This is a genomic window from Marinobacter sp., from assembly GCF_052094685.1.
Taxonomy (GTDB): domain Bacteria; phylum Pseudomonadota; class Gammaproteobacteria; order Pseudomonadales; family Oleiphilaceae; genus Marinobacter.
On the sequence record NZ_JBQDKB010000040.1, the window covers coordinates 17,736 to 33,426 of the forward strand.

At 51.9% G+C, this 15,691-nt stretch carries 16 protein-coding genes; 6 read left to right on the forward strand and 10 right to left on the reverse strand.

Annotated elements, in window-relative coordinates; all coding sequences use genetic code 11:
• The first annotated feature begins 2 nt into the window (after nucleotides 1–2).
• From cydB to cydC, 3 genes are read left to right on the forward strand one after another with little or no spacing between them, the layout of a single operon-like run.
• Nucleotides 3–1,004 carry a cytochrome d ubiquinol oxidase subunit II gene (gene cydB / locus ACTH3S_RS09835; protein WP_441808832.1) on the forward strand — a complete coding sequence of 334 codons (1,002 nt, stop codon included), beginning with the start codon at nucleotides 3–5 and terminating at the stop codon, nucleotides 1,002–1,004.
• On the forward strand, nucleotides 1,005–2,708 hold the full coding sequence (gene cydD, locus ACTH3S_RS09840) for a thiol reductant ABC exporter subunit CydD (protein ID WP_441808833.1): 1,704 nt from the start codon (nucleotides 1,005–1,007) through the stop codon (nucleotides 2,706–2,708).
• Nucleotides 2,701–4,317, forward strand: a complete 1,617-nt coding sequence (gene cydC, locus ACTH3S_RS09845; RefSeq protein WP_441808834.1) for a thiol reductant ABC exporter subunit CydC — start codon at nucleotides 2,701–2,703, stop codon at nucleotides 4,315–4,317. Before cydD ends, cydC begins: the two co-directional genes overlap by 8 nt.
• Before the next feature lie 8 nt (nucleotides 4,318–4,325).
• Here the strand turns inward: cydC and ACTH3S_RS09850 are convergent, their stop codons facing one another.
• Nucleotides 4,326–5,567, reverse strand: a complete 1,242-nt coding sequence (locus ACTH3S_RS09850; protein WP_441808835.1) for a saccharopine dehydrogenase family protein — start codon at nucleotides 5,565–5,567, stop codon at nucleotides 4,326–4,328.
• A gap of 166 nt (nucleotides 5,568–5,733) precedes the next feature.
• Between ACTH3S_RS09850 and ACTH3S_RS09855 the strand changes: the two genes are divergently transcribed.
• A complete protein-coding gene (locus ACTH3S_RS09855; RefSeq protein ID WP_441808836.1) occupies nucleotides 5,734–6,075 on the forward strand; it encodes a hypothetical protein in 342 nt (113 codons plus the stop codon).
• Nucleotides 6,076–6,087: 12 nt separating this feature from the next.
• Nucleotides 6,088–6,567 carry a hypothetical protein gene (locus ACTH3S_RS09860; protein WP_441808837.1) on the forward strand — a complete coding sequence of 160 codons (480 nt, stop codon included), beginning with the start codon at nucleotides 6,088–6,090 and terminating at the stop codon, nucleotides 6,565–6,567.
• Nucleotides 6,568–6,587: 20 nt separating this feature from the next.
• On the opposite strand, the gene ACTH3S_RS09865 is transcribed toward ACTH3S_RS09860, so the two are convergent.
• The 3 genes from ACTH3S_RS09865 to ACTH3S_RS09875 all read right to left on the reverse strand — a co-directional run bounded on the left by ACTH3S_RS09865 (nucleotide 6,588) and on the right by ACTH3S_RS09875 (nucleotide 9,229).
• Nucleotides 6,588–7,430, reverse strand: coding sequence for a putative RNA methyltransferase (locus ACTH3S_RS09865; protein WP_441808838.1), 843 nt, complete (start codon nucleotides 7,428–7,430; stop codon nucleotides 6,588–6,590).
• A gap of 107 nt (nucleotides 7,431–7,537) precedes the next feature.
• Nucleotides 7,538–8,479, reverse strand: coding sequence for an electron transfer flavoprotein subunit alpha/FixB family protein (locus tag ACTH3S_RS09870; RefSeq protein WP_441808839.1), 942 nt, complete (start codon nucleotides 8,477–8,479; stop codon nucleotides 7,538–7,540).
• Nucleotides 8,480–9,229, reverse strand: a complete 750-nt coding sequence (locus tag ACTH3S_RS09875; RefSeq protein WP_441808840.1) for an electron transfer flavoprotein subunit beta/FixA family protein — start codon at nucleotides 9,227–9,229, stop codon at nucleotides 8,480–8,482. It lies immediately after the preceding gene.
• Between the two features lie 530 nt (nucleotides 9,230–9,759).
• Here ACTH3S_RS09875 and ACTH3S_RS09880 point away from each other — a divergent pair.
• Nucleotides 9,760–11,412 carry an electron transfer flavoprotein-ubiquinone oxidoreductase gene (locus ACTH3S_RS09880; protein WP_441808841.1) on the forward strand — a complete coding sequence of 551 codons (1,653 nt, stop codon included), beginning with the start codon at nucleotides 9,760–9,762 and terminating at the stop codon, nucleotides 11,410–11,412.
• 145 nt (nucleotides 11,413–11,557) lie between these two features.
• Here ACTH3S_RS09880 and ACTH3S_RS09885 read toward each other — a convergent pair whose 3' ends face one another.
• From ACTH3S_RS09885 to ACTH3S_RS09910, 6 genes are all read right to left on the reverse strand, one after another.
• The gene (locus tag ACTH3S_RS09885) at nucleotides 11,558–12,019 is read right to left on the reverse strand and encodes an FKBP-type peptidyl-prolyl cis-trans isomerase (RefSeq protein ID WP_441808842.1); all 462 of its coding nucleotides are present in this window, start codon (nucleotides 12,017–12,019) and stop codon (nucleotides 11,558–11,560) included.
• A 200-nt stretch (nucleotides 12,020–12,219) separates the two neighbouring features.
• Nucleotides 12,220–12,786 carry a DUF1285 domain-containing protein gene (locus tag ACTH3S_RS09890; RefSeq protein WP_441808843.1) on the reverse strand — a complete coding sequence of 189 codons (567 nt, stop codon included), beginning with the start codon at nucleotides 12,784–12,786 and terminating at the stop codon, nucleotides 12,220–12,222.
• A 24-nt stretch (nucleotides 12,787–12,810) separates the two neighbouring features.
• Nucleotides 12,811–13,707: a radical SAM protein gene (locus tag ACTH3S_RS09895; protein ID WP_441808844.1), complete on the reverse strand. Its 897-nt coding sequence runs from the start codon at nucleotides 13,705–13,707 to the stop codon at nucleotides 12,811–12,813.
• Between the two features lie 43 nt (nucleotides 13,708–13,750).
• Nucleotides 13,751–14,200 carry a phosphohistidine phosphatase SixA gene (gene sixA, locus ACTH3S_RS09900; protein WP_441808845.1) on the reverse strand — a complete coding sequence of 150 codons (450 nt, stop codon included), beginning with the start codon at nucleotides 14,198–14,200 and terminating at the stop codon, nucleotides 13,751–13,753.
• Between the two features lie 25 nt (nucleotides 14,201–14,225).
• A complete protein-coding gene (locus ACTH3S_RS09905; protein ID WP_441808846.1) occupies nucleotides 14,226–15,293 on the reverse strand; it encodes an NAD(P)H-dependent glycerol-3-phosphate dehydrogenase in 1,068 nt (355 codons plus the stop codon).
• A 62-nt stretch (nucleotides 15,294–15,355) separates the two neighbouring features.
• On the reverse strand, nucleotides 15,356–15,691 hold a 336-nt coding region (locus tag ACTH3S_RS09910; RefSeq protein ID WP_441808847.1), incomplete at its 5' end, for an anti-anti-sigma factor.

Genomic DNA, 15,691 nt, shown 5'->3' on the forward strand with positions numbered 1-15,691 from the left:
TTGTGGAACATTTTGATCTTGCGTTGATCTGGGCATTTATTATCGGTTTTGGCGTCATCATGTATGTGTTAATGGACGGCTTCGATCTGGGCGTAGGAATCCTTTTTCCATTCGCCCCGTCGGAGCAAGATCGCGACGTTATGATGAATACGGTCGCTCCTGTATGGGATGGCAATGAAACCTGGCTGGTACTTGGCGGCGCCGGGCTTCTGGCGGCATTTCCACTGGTCTACACCATTTTGCTACCTGCGCTGTACATCGGCGTTTTCCTGATGCTTTCGGGGCTTATTTTTCGCGGCATCGCGTTTGAGTTTCGTTTCAAAGCCCGCACTTCCCGGTACCTGTGGAATTGGGCGTTTGCCGGGGGCTCCACTGTCGCGGCTTTCGCCCAGGGCATTGTGGTCGGCACTTACATTCAAGGATACGAAACCGCCAATGGCATCTTTGTAGGTGGTGCGTTTGATTGGCTTACGCCCTTTACCGTGCTGACTGGCCTGGGGCTACTTGCGGGTTATGCGCTACTTGGCTCGACTTGGCTGATCATGAAAACCGAGGGCCGGCTGCAGGAGTGGGCTTATAAAATTTCCCTACCTCTGCTGGCAGCGGTGCTGGTGGTGTTCGGTATCATCAGTGTTTGGACACCATTCATCGACGATATGGTTCGGGAACGTTGGTTTAGCAACCTGAGCATTATCTGGGTGCTGCCTGCACTGACCCTGTTGTGCGCTTTCCAGATTTTTCGATCTGTGCGCAATCGTTTTGAGGGTATGCCGTTCGTTGCGACGATGGGGCTGTTTATAACCGCCTATCTGGGCCTGATTGTCAGCCGCTGGCCATATCTGGTGCCACCAAACTACACATTGTGGGACGCGGCGTCGGCGTACAATTCACAGTTGTTCCTGCTGCTGGGCCTATTGGTGGTGATTCCATTTGTGCTGGTGTATACGGCTTGGACTTACTGGGTGTTCCGGGGCAAGGTGCGAGCCGGCGAGGGTTACCACTAAGTGACAACGCCCGCACCTGACCAACGTGCAGTCAGGCGCTGGCTTTCTGGGCTTACGAGCGGCAACCGGCGCTGGATTCGGGGTACGGTTGCGGCTGGTACCCTGGCCGGCGCCGCGACCATCATTCAGATGGTCTTTCTGGCTCGGATTATCCACCTTGGTGTAATCGAGAAAGCGCCGGCCTCAATGCTGGCCCCTCTCTTTGCAGGGTTAGTTCTCGTCATTATTTTTCGTGCCGCAGCTCAAGGTGTTCAAACGCACCTGGCCGCAAGATGCAGTGAACAGGTTCGCCGTACTGCCCGGCGGCAGATTCATCAACACTGGCGCAAAAGCGGCCCCCTGAAATTAGGGCAAACTTCTGCAGGCAGCCTTGCGCGTGAGTGGATTGACCACGTAGATGCGTTGCACGGCTACTTTGCCCGTTTTCTTCCCCAGATGATGCTCTCCCTTATTGTTCCCCTGATTATTCTGGTGTTTGTGTTTTATCTCGACTGGCTGGCAGGGATTTTTTTGCTTCTTTCAGCGCCACTGATTCCTTTCTTTATGGCCCTTGTGGGTATGGGTGCCGAAAAGCTTAACCAGCAACACTTCAACACCATCAGCAGGCTATCCGGCCAGTTCCTGGATAAGGTGCGTGGGCTGACAACCCTGCAACTGTTCGGGCAAACCGACCCTGCCGCAGAGCTGATCCAGCAGCGCTCTGATCACTACCGCAGGATTACCCTGAAGACCCTGCGCGTTGCATTCCTATCCTCGGCGGTTTTGGAGTTTTTCGCCTCTGTTGCGATCGCCGTCATTGCCATTTACATCGGTTTTGGGCTTCTGGGTTATATAACCTATGGGCCATCTTCAGATTTAACGCTTTTTTCCGGTTTGCTGATTCTGCTACTTGCCCCCGAATTTTTTCAACCGTTGCGCACCCTTTCTCAGCACTATCACGACCGCGCTGCTGCGCTTGGTGCCGGTGCCGAAATACTGGCTAGATTTGCCGATGACGAACCAGCCAGCTGTGTCGACGAAGACATTTTCGATGAACCTATAACCCGTGCATCGGATGCCAATAGCGAAACGGTTGAGTTGAACGCAGTAACGCTGGCTTTCCGTTCAGACCACAGGATTTTGAATGAGGTATCACTAACCATTGGTAAAGGTGACGTAATTGCCCTAACCGGCCCTTCGGGCGGGGGCAAATCTACGCTACTGCATCTTCTAGCAGGTTTTCTAGAGCCAAGTAGTGGTGATCTTCATCTGTTTGGAAAGCCTGCCGGCAGCTTTGCCTTTGGCTGGCTCGGGCAAAGTGGGTTTCTGGTGCACGGTACCTGGGCAGACAACCTGCGTCTTACGACACCGGATGCGTCTGATGTGGCAGTTGAAACGGCGTTAAGAAACGTGGGTCTAGGCCCATTATTAGACAGCAGAGAAGCCGGCATTTTCAGTAAAGTTTCAGAGGACGGCCAAGGTCTTTCCGGTGGCCAGGCCCGCCGCCTAAGCCTGGCACGGATTTTCGTGGCCGATTACGACCTGATTCTTCTAGATGAGCCAACGGCGGGCCTCGACAGCGACAGTGAGATATTTGTGCTAGAGGCCCTACACAAGCTGGCGCAGGCTGGCAAAACACTGATCTTTTCCACCCACCACCACGCTCTTCTCACTCTCGCCAATCGAATACTGTTGGTTTCAGATGGTGAGGTGAAGAATGTCTGAGCTAAAGCCCTGGTTAAGACTGATCTATAAGCGCCCGGGACGGCTTCTGGTTGGAGGCTTGTTGATGCTGGCCGCCCTACTCTCGGGGCTCGGCCTGCTCGCACTTTCAGGCTGGTTTATCACCAAAACAGCGCTCGTTGGGATTATGTTGGCGACCAGCTTACCCGCCACTATTAACCTGTACGTACCCGGTGGCGGCATCCGTTTTTTTGCTGTGTCCCGTACCGCTTCTCGCTATGTCGAGCGGCTGTACAACCACGACACGGTGTTGAGGTTGCTAACGGATATTCGCGTAGCATTGTTTCGCAAGTTGGCATCTGCAGACCGTGGCCAGAGGCGGCAGCTAACAGGTGCTCAGTGGCTTTCAAGGTTGACCAGCGATGTTGATGCGCTGGACACTCTGTATCTTCGCTTGATTGCTCCGGCCGCACTGGCGGCTTTCGTGACCTTGCTCATGATCGTTCTTGCGGCGATGCTCTTCGATATTCAGGTCGCTGGCGGCATTGCGCTGATACTCGGCGCAGCATTTTTGCTAGCGACGCTGGCTGCCTATATTCGCACCGTAAAAATCACATCTCGCCAGAGCGACCAGCAGGAATCTCTGCGAACCGCCGTTATTGAGCACCTAGAAGGTTTTGCAGAACTCACGGCTGCAGGTCGCACTGGCAAACACAGCGCATGGCTAATGCGACAGGCGCATCTGGCCTCAACGGAACAGGTAAAAGCAGACTCCCGCATTGGCTGGCATCAGGCCGGGACTCAACTGCTGATTAATTTGTCGGCGGTGTTTGCGCTCTGGGCCGGCTTTGAGTTGTTTCGCTCTGGGGTGCTTCCCGGACCGGTTCTGGTACTACTGCCGATTGCGCTCCTTGGGCTCGCGGAGGGTTACAACATGTTGCCTGAGGCCTTCGGTAAACTGGGTGCCACACAGGCTTCGGCTACACGCCTAAACCGGGATAGTCGGGAAACTGATTCCGAAGGTGCTTCAAATTCTACTAGCTTGCCCACGAATACGGCACTGATGGCAAATGACCTTTCGGTAAAATACCCTGAGCACGCGCCACTTTTTATGCACTTTGATTTGCAGGTGAAGACCAGGGAGCGAGTGGGTATTTTGGGGCGTTCAGGCAGCGGCAAGTCGTCGCTTGCAGATGCATTCTCTGGCCTTCTGGCCCCTTCGAATGGCTCCTGCTCCAAGCTTCCATGCGCTTATCTCACCCAGCAAACCGTGTTGTTTGAAGATACCTTGCGAGCAAACCTACTACTGGGATCGCCCGATGCAAGCGATGCAGAACTCTGGAATGTTCTGGAGAGGGTTGAACTGGCTGAGCGGTTCAGCTCAGAGCGGGATCAGCTAGATACATGGCTGGGGAGCGCGGGTAGCAAGCTTTCTGGCGGCGAGGCGCGACGTGTGGCTCTTGCCCGAGTGCTCCTGAGCTCTGCCCCTCTAGTGATACTGGATGAGCCGTTCACCGGGGTTGATATGGCTACAAGACAGAGGATTGCCCGCCAGATCGATAGCTGGTTAGAGGGCAGAACAGTCATTAGCCTGGCACACGGGCCAGATGCCCTTCCGGGCACTGACCGTGTGATTCAGCTCAACAGATAAAGCCAGGCTTAGCGGGTTTCTAACACTTCGAAAGTTAGCCCGGCTTTGCTGGTCAAACGCTTCAGTAGTTTGCCGTCTAGCACAGATGCCGGCGTCCAGAAGCCCCCTGGTTGATCGGCTGGGACATCGAATGCCAAGCACATACCAGCTTCGCCAAGCATTTTACTGGTAGAGCCGTAACCTGGATCCCCATCACCGGTTACTTTTGTGATCATGGTTTTGCCATCTTGGGTGCGCCCAACAAAGCGCAGGTCATAGAATCCTGTCTTCTGAGCCTCAGGGTTTGGCCCCTCACCCGGTTGCGGTACAAACTTCTCAACCAGCCAGCGCGTTGGTTTGATGGCCGATGCAGTAAAGAAGCCTGCCAGTGCTGCCGTAATCCCGTAAGCCGTCAAGCGGCCTTTGGTGCCGCTACCTGTCATCATCGCTTCATCATAAGTAAACTCTTTTCCGTAACGGGCATCCTGCATAGCATTAGACCGATGCACCACACGGGTGTTGATCGCACCCATTACAAACGGCGCAAGCCACACGTTAAATGTCTTGTCGAACTCGGCACCTTTCAGGCTTGGCTGGCGCACCTTTGAGCGGTGCTCCGAAGGGCAGATAGAAAACGGGTTTGCCAATTCTTTGCGCAGTTTCGGATCAGCGGCTGCCTCTTTGGCTACGTTGATCATTGAAGCGACCGTACCGCCTGAAATACCGCCTTTGGCAACTTTAACGCGCATGCGAACGTCTTGGCAGGTTTCACCAAAGGTCTTTTCTGCCTGCTGCTGAAGAAACCACACGCCCATGTCCGACGGGATCGAATCAAACCCGCAGCAATGCACAATACGGGCCCCAGATGCCTTAGCTAGGTCTTCGTAGCGCTCCACCATGCGACGAATCCACTGAACTTCGCCGGTTAGATCGCAGTAATCAGTACCCGTTGTAACGCAGGCTTTTACCAAAGGCTCGCCGTATAACGCGTAGGGACCAACGGTAGAAATAACCACGCGGGTTTGCTCGCACATTGCTGTTAAGGCTTGATCGTTTGTTGCATCGGCAAGAATCAGCGGCAACTCACCAGCAGCAGGCCCCAAATCAGATTTTAATGAATTGAGCTTGGTTTCTGAACGCCCAGCAATAGCCCATTTTACCTCACCGGCTAAACCGTAAGATTCAAACAAGTAACGAGTAAGTATCTGGCCGACGAAGCTGGTGGCTCCGAATACAACCAGGTCGTAGGTGGTTTCTGCTGATTCAGTCATGGCCTGTCCTTCCATAAGAGCGTGTAATAGTTCGATCTTAACAGCTTTGAACGCGTGTTCTAACTTCACATTGGCAGCAATACTGACGTCGTCTGGGCCAATCGCACAACCCTCTCTATAAGGCACACTGCAGGCTATCGATTAGGCGAATTCCGGGAGACTTGAATTGACCACTTTCCTCCTTATTTTCAGTGTGTTTCTAGCCGTTTTTAGCGGTTTTCTATGCTGGCAAGTCATGGAGCAGCGCAAGATTATTGCCCGCATGATGGCCCAGACAATGGAGGGTGATCAGATATCCGCTTTGGACAAAGAACCAGAGATGGTTCTTCTCCTAAAGGTACTCAACCCGATTGAAGTCGCAAAGCGCGAATCTAGGTCTGCCCGAGTGATGGCCGACAAACTCCCGGTGATGGTTCGTAAAATGGTCTATCAGGGGGTGATGAAAGAGCTTGAAGAAGAGCTTGTGGAGCGCGGAATCGACGTGGACATGCACATTGAGTATCGCTAAGAGGATTGTATTGTGACTATTCAGCCTGCCTTCACACTGCTCTTGTTGGTAATTGCATCCGGTAGCCTATGCTATTCGTTCTGGCAGTTGCAGCATTCCAGAACGCATATGCGAACACTCAACTCGCACCACATCACCGCCAACAGCGCTGTTCAAAAACGCCGCATGAATCTCTATGAGGTACGCAATCGAGCTAAGTTGCTTGAAGACACTGTGTCTGGCAGTGCCAGCGCGGTGGAAAAGATGCACCGCGCCATCTCTAACACTACCTTCGGCCTAGTGGATCATTTCTCAAAAGATGATGAGTTTCGGCAAAGCGCGCGTAAAGCCCGAAGATCCCACGACCATGCCAGCAAACAGGTTTACCACGCTGTACGCACCACCAATAAAGCCATGCACATATTGGCAGACACATTGTTTATCACTAAAGCAGAAAAACGAATGGTGCTGAGAAAGGACACCGCCGAAAACCCGCCAGGAAAAGATCAGTAAACTGAAACCAGAAAGATTTGTCAGTCCTTTCTGATGCGTTTGATTGTGGCCTCTACAGTAACGTTTAATGATTCGAGCTCCGCGGCGCGGGCCAAGCCTTCTGCGGCAGCACGATATAAGTGCGGGGTCATGGCCAATAAATCGCTGATGGCATCTTTGTCGGGAAGGGCCAGGTTAAAACAAACAACGGATGTTTCGAGGTTTGTAAATCCATCGGGCGCTGCTTCGTGCCCTTGTTTAGGCTCTTTTAACTCTGGATAAATGATTTGGCGCAGTTCTTTAAGGTGGTTTGGCCCGGCATCCACTTGAACAACCTCACCGCCGGACTTCAGCACCCGGGCAAATTCTGGGTACACGGGAAAGCCAAACAGGCACAGTATACGATCCAGTGTTCCCGGCAGCACAGGCAGGTTGGCATTGCTTCCTACGACCCAAGCTGGGGTTTTATCCTGTTTAGCGGCTGACAACACGGCCCACTTGGATATATCCAACCCCATCAGTGCAAGGCTAGTGTTTTTCGGCGCATTATCAGCAAGATGGCGCATGTAATACCCCTCCCCGCACCCTGCATCCAAACAACTTATGGCTGGCTCGCTGAAACCTTCTGGAAATACCGAAAGGTTGAGCCCTTCGGCAATGGGTTGATAGAACCCTGTACTTAGGAAGCGTTGCCGCGCGGCGACCATTTCTTTGTTGTCACCCGGATCTTTAGAGCGTTTGTTCTGCACAGGTAGCAAATGAACATAGCCTTGGCGGGCAATATCGAAACTGTGGCCAGCATCGCACTGCCAATTACTGCCGTTTTTCTGCAATGCAAAACCGTCGAGTGGGCAAGCAAGAGCTTCAAATGGGCTGATGGTCATCGAGATGCATCCAGGGTTGCAGACTGATTACGGGTATAGACTCACAGTTTATGATGCCGAAACAAAAAAGACACCCGAAGGTGCCTTTTTTTAAGCCTGAGAGAAAGTTACAGAACTTTCTTCAGCTCTTCCTCAAGTTGCGGTACTGCTTCAAACAGATCCGCTACCAGGCCGTAATCGGCAACCTGGAAGATCGGCGCTTCTTCATCCTTGTTGATCGCAACGATCACCTTGGAATCAGACATACCGGCCAAGTGCTGAATAGCACCAGAAATACCAACGGCAACATACAGCTGTGGAGCAACAATCTTACCGGTCTGGCCTACCTGCATGTCGTTCGGCACGAAGCCGGCATCGACAGCTGCACGGGAAGCACCCATACCAGCGCCCAGAAGGTCAGCAACCTTCTCAAGCATCTTGAAGTTGTCGCCATTCTGCATGCCACGACCGCCGGAGATCACAATGCCGGCACTGGCAAGATCAGGACGATCAGATTCGGCTTTCTTCTCGCTCACATACGTAGAGAGGCCAGCGTCTTTCACAACGTCTAGCTGCTCAACCGAAGCAGAGCCACCTTCAGCGGCTACCGGATCGAAACCTGTCGGACGCACGGTTACAACCTTGATGCTGTCGCTGGCTTTAACCGTTGCGATAGCGTTACCGGCATAGATCGGACGAACGAACGTGTCTTCAGACTCAACGCGGATGATGTCAGATACCTGAGCAACGTCCAGTAGCGCAGCAACGCGCGGCATGAAGTCCTTACCTGTGGTGCCAGCAGCAGCTAGAATGTGGCTATAGCCTTTGCCCAGCTCAACAACCAGATCAGCTAGATTTTCACCCAGGAAATGACCGTAAACTGCGTTATCAGCAACCAATACCTTCGCAACACCTTCAGCTTTTGCTGCGGCTTCTGCAACGGCACCACAGTTTTCGCCGGCAACCAACACATCAATGTCGCCACCGATGGCCTTGGCAGCCGCTACAACGCTAAGAGTAGCCTGCTTCAGGCTGCTGTTGTCGTGTTCAGCAATTACAAGGATGCTCATTTAGATCACCTTCGCTTCGTTCTTCAGTTTATCGACCAGCTCGGCAACATCAGCCACTTTAACACCTGCCTGACGAGCAGCCGGTGCTTCAACTTTCAAAGTGGACAGGCGCGGCGCAATCTCAACACCCAAATCTGCCGGGGTCGTTGCGTCGAGCGGCTTCTTCTTGGCCTTCATAATGTTTGGCAGAGACGCGTAGCGCGGCTCGTTCAAACGCAGGTCTGTGGTTACGACCGCTGGCAAACCCAGAGAAAGGGTCATAAGACCACCGTCTACCTCACGGGTAACATTCACTTTTTCGCCATCAACAACGACTTCTGAAGCAAAGGTGCCCTGCCCCATACCGGTCAATGCGGCTAGCATTTGCCCAGTTTGGTTGTTATCAGAATCGATGGACTGCTTACCGAGAATGACGAGTTTTGGCTCTTCTTTCTCAACAACGGCCTTAAGCAACTTAGCCGCTTCCAGAGACTGAACTTCGTCATCGGTTTCAATGTGGATACCACGGTCAGCACCCAGCGCCAGAGCAGTACGAATCTGCTCTTGGCAGGCCTTAGGACCAATGGAAACCACTACGATTTCGCTAGCAACACCCTTTTCTTTAAGGCGAACCGCTTCTTCAACAGCGATTTCGCAGAATGGGTTCATTGCCATTTTAACGTTGGCAAGATCAACACCAGTGTTATCCGGCTTGACGCGTACCTTTACGTTGTAGTCGATTACTCGTTTTACAGCGACCAGAACCTTCATAGATTCCTCGTTCTTCTACGATGGGTTAATGACTCTCAATCAAAAACACTCTAATACAGGCCCTGTACGGGCGGGTTACAGAGCATTCTCGATTGCTTCGTCTCGGCGCAAGATACCGCGTTACGGGTATACAAGCCGAACGTTACAAACAGCGGCCTCACACAATGGGCCGTCCGTCACGGCGGACTAATACTGAAGGCAAAGATAAAATGGGTCAATAGTCCAATGAGACACCCTGCAGGTGTTTCTTAAGCCAATCAGCAGGTACTGCATATGCTATTAATAGCATTAATACCCTGAATAATCGGCTCAGCGTATTGATTTACACTACAAAACTACAATGCCAAAGCTTTAGGAAGATTTCAAACAAACGTTTGTTTGATTCACTAATTACGTTATCCTTCGGGTGTTTTAAGCCAGAATATCGACCCTGAGTAGTCGTCTGGAAGTACTTTTAAGGGTATGATGGCGCACAAGAAATTAAAGCCCACGGGCATATAATATTCATTAAGATGTTTGAGGAGACCAACGTGGAACGCGAATCGATGGAATTTGATGTTCTTATCGTCGGCGGCGGCCCTGCTGGCCTGTCGGCAGCTTGCCGTGTTATGCAGCTGGCACAAGAGGCCGGTGAAGAACTGACCGTTTGCGTAGTAGAAAAAGGTTCTGAAATTGGTGCTCATATCTTGGCCGGTACTGTATTTGAACCGACCGCTCTCAATGAACTCTTTCCAGACTGGAAAGAGAAAGGCGCCCCCCTGAACACTCCGGTTACCCGTGATGACATTTTTCTGCTGAAGAACCAGGAAAAGGGAACCAAGATTCCGAACGCATTTGTGCCTAAGAACATGCACAACCACGGGAACTACATTATCAGCCTTGGTAATCTGTGCCGCTGGCTCGCTGAGCAAGCGGAAGCCCTGGGCGTTGAAGTTTACCCAGGCTTTGCTGCGGCAGAAACCATCGTGGAAGACGGCCAAGTTAAAGGCATTCTTACCGGTGACATGGGTGTTGCGGCCGATGGCTCAGAAAAAGACGGCTACATGCCAGGCATGGAACTGCGCGCCAAGTACACCCTGTTCACAGAAGGCTGTCGTGGTCATTTAGGCAAGCGTCTAATCAGCGATTTCAAACTAGATGAAGGCAAAGACCCCCAGCACTACGGCATCGGCATTAAAGAGCTGTGGGACATAGACCCAGCTAAACATGAGCCCGGCCTGGTTGTACACACTACTGGCTGGCCTTTGAGTGAAAGTGGCTCCACCGGTGGCTCTTTCCTTTACCATCTTGAGAATGGCCAAGTTTATGTGGGCCTGATTGCTGACCTTTCGTACAGCAACCCGCATCTGAGCCCATTTGATGAAATGCAGCGCTTGAAGCTTCACCCGGAGTTCAGTAAATATCTGGAAGGTGGCAAACGTGCGTCATACGGCGCCCGTGCGTTGGCCAAGGGTGGTTACAACTCATTACCTAAGATGAGTTTCCCCGGCGGGCTATTGCTAGGTTGCGACGCCGGCACCATGAACAGCTCTAAGATCAAAGGCTCCCACACGGCTATGAAGTCTGGTCTGTTGGGTGCAGAAGCGGTATTTGAAGCTTTGAAGAACGGCCAGTCTGGTGAAGAAATAACCAGCTTTGCTGATCGCTTTGAGAAGAGCTGGCTGTACAAAGAACTATTTGACGAGCGCAACTTTGGCCCAGCGATGCACAAGTTTGGCAACTTTATTGGTGGCGCGATCGCCTTCTTTGAGCAGAATATTCTGCACAGAAGCCTGCCGTTCACGCTGCGCGATTTAACGCCAGACTACGCAACAATGAAGCCTGCGTCTGAGTGCAAAAAGGTGGCTTATCCTAAGCCGGACAACAAACTGACTTTTGATCGCCTGTCGTCGGTGTTTATTTCCAACACCAATCACGTGGAAAATCAGCCGGTTCACCTGAAGCTGACCAACCCGGACATTCCAATCCAGGAAAACCTGCCGAAGTACGATGAGCCCGCTCAGCGCTACTGCCCTGCAGGGGTTTACGAAGTAGTTGAGAAGGATGATGGCAGCGGTAAGCAATTCCAGATCAACGCTCAGAACTGTGTTCACTGCAAGACCTGCGATATCAAGGACCCTGCACAGAACATTACTTGGGTAACGCCTGAAGGCGGTGGTGGACCAAACTACCCGAACATGTAAGTTGGTTCGCCTGATGCATTAAGTTAATTAGTGCATTGAAAGCGGAGGTGCGGTTAAAACTGCACCTCCGCTTTTTTGTGGCCGTTTTTTTCAGCCACAAAAAAAGGCTCCCGTAGGAGCCTTCACAGAAACGGGCTCTACACTCTTAGTGCGCGTGGCCGTGTTCCTGTTCTTCATCAGTGGCGTCGCGAGCTTCAAGTACTTCTACATCGAAGTGCAGAGTTTCGCCAGCCAATGGGTGGTTCGCGTCAATGGTAACGGTTTCTTCGTTAACTTCCACAACACGAACTACCTGGGGACCGCCCGGAGTTTGTGCTTGGAACTGCATGCCCGGCTCGATGGTGTCTACACCTTCAAAAGCCGTACGTGGAACCGGCTGAACCAACTCTTCGTTAATTTCGCCGTAGCCATCAGCTGGCTCTACAGAAACCTTTACTTGGTCACCTACGTTTTTTTCGTTCAGTGCACTTTCAAGTCCACCGATAATGTTCTGTGCGCCTTCCAGATAAGCCAGCGGCTCGCGACCTTCTCCACGAGAGGAGTCCAGCTCTTCTCCCTGGTTGTTGGTGAGCGTGTAATTGATGGTGACAACGCGAGGTTGGGCCATGTGATCTCCTTGAGTGTCGCAATGACTGTATGTTTGATTAAAGGTAATCGAAAGTAGTCATGAACAGCCAAACTGAACAGAGGAACTAACGACAACCAGGCCTCGTTAGAGAGCCAGGCTCGTAACAAGCATGAAAACACAGTTTAACAATTGAGATAGTGCGTTTTCCACCGTCATTTCTGGGGGCGCGCTAAAGCTTTTCAACCGCCCTGCCCAATTTTGTAGAAATTTCCGTGGCTAAACACACCTAACACAGGTTTTCCATCAATGGTCTGCTCCACAACATGTTCGGCCAAATCATAATAAGCAGCGGTTACCAGCCGAGCCTCTACTCCGTGGCGCACGCGAACTACGGGCCTGGGCTGCCCAGAATCTTCATAACTGCCCACCTCAAGCGGATGCTCATCACCCACCTCAAGAGTTTCGCCCACGTTGGTTGTCAGCTCTATTACCTGCTGCTCACCAGTACCCTGCACCTTTAGAGAGTGAGCAAGCAAGGGCGTGTCCTCTACCTGAATCCGCCATTTTTCTACTGGTGTTAAAAGGTAGTACTGGCCATCTTCTTCCCGGCGAAGGATCGTGGAAAATAGCTTTACGATCGCGTCTCTGCCCAGGGGCTCGCCTTTGTGGATCCATTGCCCGTCTCGGCTTACGCGAAGATCCATATCCCCCGAAAGCTCCGGGTTCCATTTTTCAAGCGGAGGTCGGCTAAGGTTTTTCGTGGTTTTTTCCACTTGCTCAACGAGGTTTTCCGGATTCTGGCTCATAGTTCTCCTCCCTAAACCTGGAATTTACAATCCACGCTGCGATTCATGCCGTAGTGGCACAGCGCCGGGGCTGGTGATAGCTAGATTAACCTGATCTAAAAGTTTTTGCTTATCGCGCCCCAGGTTTCCTTTAAGCACCAGATAGTTCGAGGCGTGGTCGCTTCTAAACACCGTCCGTTCAAGTTCTAAGTGCGCCATAAAGGTACGGATCTCCTCAAACAAGCCTTGCTGGGTAAGAGGTATAAAATCCTCCCCAAAGCCCTCACGAAACCGCTCTTCGCCCTGCGGAAAACTGACAACCAAAGTCGAAAGATAGTCTGGCTGAGTTTCGTTGCACAGAGTGGCGGTATTAATGGCGTGCTGGCGCGATAGAGTTTCGCCACCCAAACCATTAAGCACCATCACCGAGCTGGTTAATCCCGCTTCACGGATTTTCAGCAGCGCGGATCGAGTTGATTCCCAGGTTTCCCCTTTGTTGATCCGTTGCAGTACCTCATCATCACCGGATTCCATACCCACATAGAGGATCTTGAGCCCTGCTTCCTTCAGTTGCTTGAGATCTTCTACGGTTTTTTTGGCGAGGTTTCTGGGGAGGCAGTAGCTGGAAACCCGCTGCAGTTCCGGGAACGCAGCATTAAGCTCAGCCAGGATTTCTACCAGCCGCCGGGTGGGAAGCACCATGGCATCGCCATCGGCCAGAAAAACCCGTTTTACGCCACCCAGGCTCTTGGCCGCATTATTTATGTCTTTGCGCACATCTTCCGGTTTACGGGCTCGAAATTTCTTTTGAGGCTGGGTGTACATCTCGCAAAACGTACATTTATTCCATGAACATCCGTTAGTTACAGGAAGAATAAGTGATTTCGCTTCACTTGGAGGCCGAAATACCGGCTCCACATAATCAATGGGAAAACTGTACATAATCTGCACTCAGTCAATATGAATAGCGCTACTTGCTATGTGATCAGGGCAGAAACTGGGTTTTCAAGTCTGCGCAGCCAGGTCCGACCACCGGCATGTCGAGAACAACCGCTTGAGCCGTCATAAATGGAAGGCCGCGCCTGTGCCCATCAATCAACAACGTGGACAGACAGCCTACCAAAGGCATATGAGAGACCAGCATTAAAGGTGAATACTGATTATCAAGGAGGGCGTCCAGGCAGAACCCGGGATCATCTTCAGGGGTAATAAATGCTTTCTCTTCCGCCGGGCAGTTCAGGATTTCCGACACGATGGCTGCGGTTTGGCGCGCCCGTACGTAAGGGCTGCACCAAATTTGTTCTGGCCGCCAGGGCGAAGCCGCAATTTGAGCGGCACACTCCGCCACTTGGGCGCGGCCAGTTTCTGTAAGCGTTCGTTCCTGGTCCAGCGAGTGCCAGCCAGCTTCGCCGTGACGCATGATAAGCAACTGCACAGCTCACCTCCCAGGAGTTATTCCGTTATTCAGCGATAGTCCGCGGCAAAATAAATTCAACATCTGAATTCTGTATAGACATCATCAAACTGTTGATCACCGCTTTGATGGACGCATCCCGATATAGAATTTCATAAAGGCCTCGCACTAATGGCATGTAGATGCCGATAGCCTCAGACTTTTCTTTCACCAGCTCAAGAGTGTAAATACCTTCTGCTACTTGGCCCAATTCAGCCACTGCGTCGTCGAGCTTCTTGCCTTGCCCAACCGCATGGCCAACTCTGAAGTTACGGCTTTTTGATGAGGTACAGGTAACAATTAAATCACCCACACCCGCCAAACCCATAAAAGTCATGGGGTTAGCGCCTAAGCTGACAGCGAAACGGCTCATTTCCGCCAGGCCACGCGTAATCAACATGGCTTTGGCGTTCTCACCCATCTCCAAGGCCGAAGCGAGGCCGGCCACAATGGCATAAATATTTTTCAGGGCGCCCGCCAGCTCAACACCGTAAATATCCACGTTGGCGTACACACGAAAATACTCACACCCAAGTAGATCCTGAACGGCGCGCCGTACATCTGGATCTTTGGCGGCGATAACGGTAGCTGTGAGATCCCGGTTCACAATTTCACTGGCCAGGTTCGGGCCGCTTAGCACGCCAATACGGCAGCGAGGAATTTCCTCCTGGAGAATTTCGCTCATCAGTTTAAAACCGTGAGCTTCAATACCTTTCGTCAGACTGACAACAATTTGCCCTTCCCGAAACTTATTGCTGTTCTCGCGTATCACGGCGCGAAAAGCCTTACTCGGGATAGCAATGAATACAATTTCTGCTTTGTTAACAGCGTCTGCAAGATCGGTGGTGGGCTGAATGTCGCCTTCAATCTTGATGCTGGGCATATAACGACTGTTTATGCCGGTGGCGCGAATTTCTTCGACTTGGGCTTCGTCGCGCATCCAGAAGTGAACCCGATGGCCATTATCTCCGAGCACTTTTGCCATAGCAGAACCGAAGCTGCCTCCTCCGAGAACCGCTACATCGTGTACCGGCTCTTTGACCCCGTTCGCTAGGGGCTCATTTTTTTCAGGCATAGTTATTCCGTCTGTTTAAATCAGGTCTGAATCTGCCGGCTCAAGATGTTAGGCACGCCGACTTAGCCGGGCTCTTCACATTCCAAAGCGCGCACCAGATTCTTGAACTCATCCCGGTTTTGCTGGTTCAGCCCCATAAGAACTTTATGGGCATCCAGTACCTTGTCACGAACGTCTTGTTCGCTTGCCCTCAGTACGGGTATCTCTTCTAGCTCTTCGATGCGTGAAGCTGGCTCACGAACGATAATGAAGATCTTATCGAAACCCATGGAGGTGATAATACGGGTAATGTCCGGGTTGGTGGAAATCAGCGTAGGTAAAAACTGGCTTTGCTTTTGGGCTGCCATGGCGATCTTGGCTAGCAGGCCGAGGGTGGTGCTGTCGATGATTTCGGTTTC

Excerpts from the sequence above, each read along its gene's own strand:
- ACTH3S_RS09885 (WP_441808842.1), bottom strand. The coding sequence starts at position 12,019 with ATGGCCCAACCTCGCGTTGTCACCATCAATTACACGCTCACCAACAAC.
- ACTH3S_RS09890 (WP_441808843.1), bottom strand. The coding sequence starts at position 12,786 with ATGAGCCAGAATCCGGAAAACCTCGTTGAGCAAGTGGAAAAAACCACG.
- ACTH3S_RS09865 (WP_441808838.1), bottom strand. The coding sequence starts at position 7,430 with ATGACCATCAGCCCATTTGAAGCTCTTGCTTGCCCACTCGACGGTTTT.
- ACTH3S_RS09895 (WP_441808844.1), bottom strand. The coding sequence starts at position 13,707 with ATGTACAGTTTTCCCATTGATTATGTGGAGCCGGTATTTCGGCCTCCA.
- ACTH3S_RS09850 (WP_441808835.1), bottom strand. The coding sequence starts at position 5,567 with ATGACTGAATCAGCAGAAACCACCTACGACCTGGTTGTATTCGGAGCC.
- ACTH3S_RS09875 (WP_441808840.1), bottom strand. The coding sequence starts at position 9,229 with ATGAAGGTTCTGGTCGCTGTAAAACGAGTAATCGACTACAACGTAAAG.
- cydC (WP_441808834.1), top strand. The coding sequence starts at position 2,701 with ATGTCTGAGCTAAAGCCCTGGTTAAGACTGATCTATAAGCGCCCGGGA.
- ACTH3S_RS09905 (WP_441808846.1), bottom strand. The coding sequence starts at position 15,293 with ATGCCTGAAAAAAATGAGCCCCTAGCGAACGGGGTCAAAGAGCCGGTA.
- ACTH3S_RS09870 (WP_441808839.1), bottom strand. The coding sequence starts at position 8,479 with ATGAGCATCCTTGTAATTGCTGAACACGACAACAGCAGCCTGAAGCAG.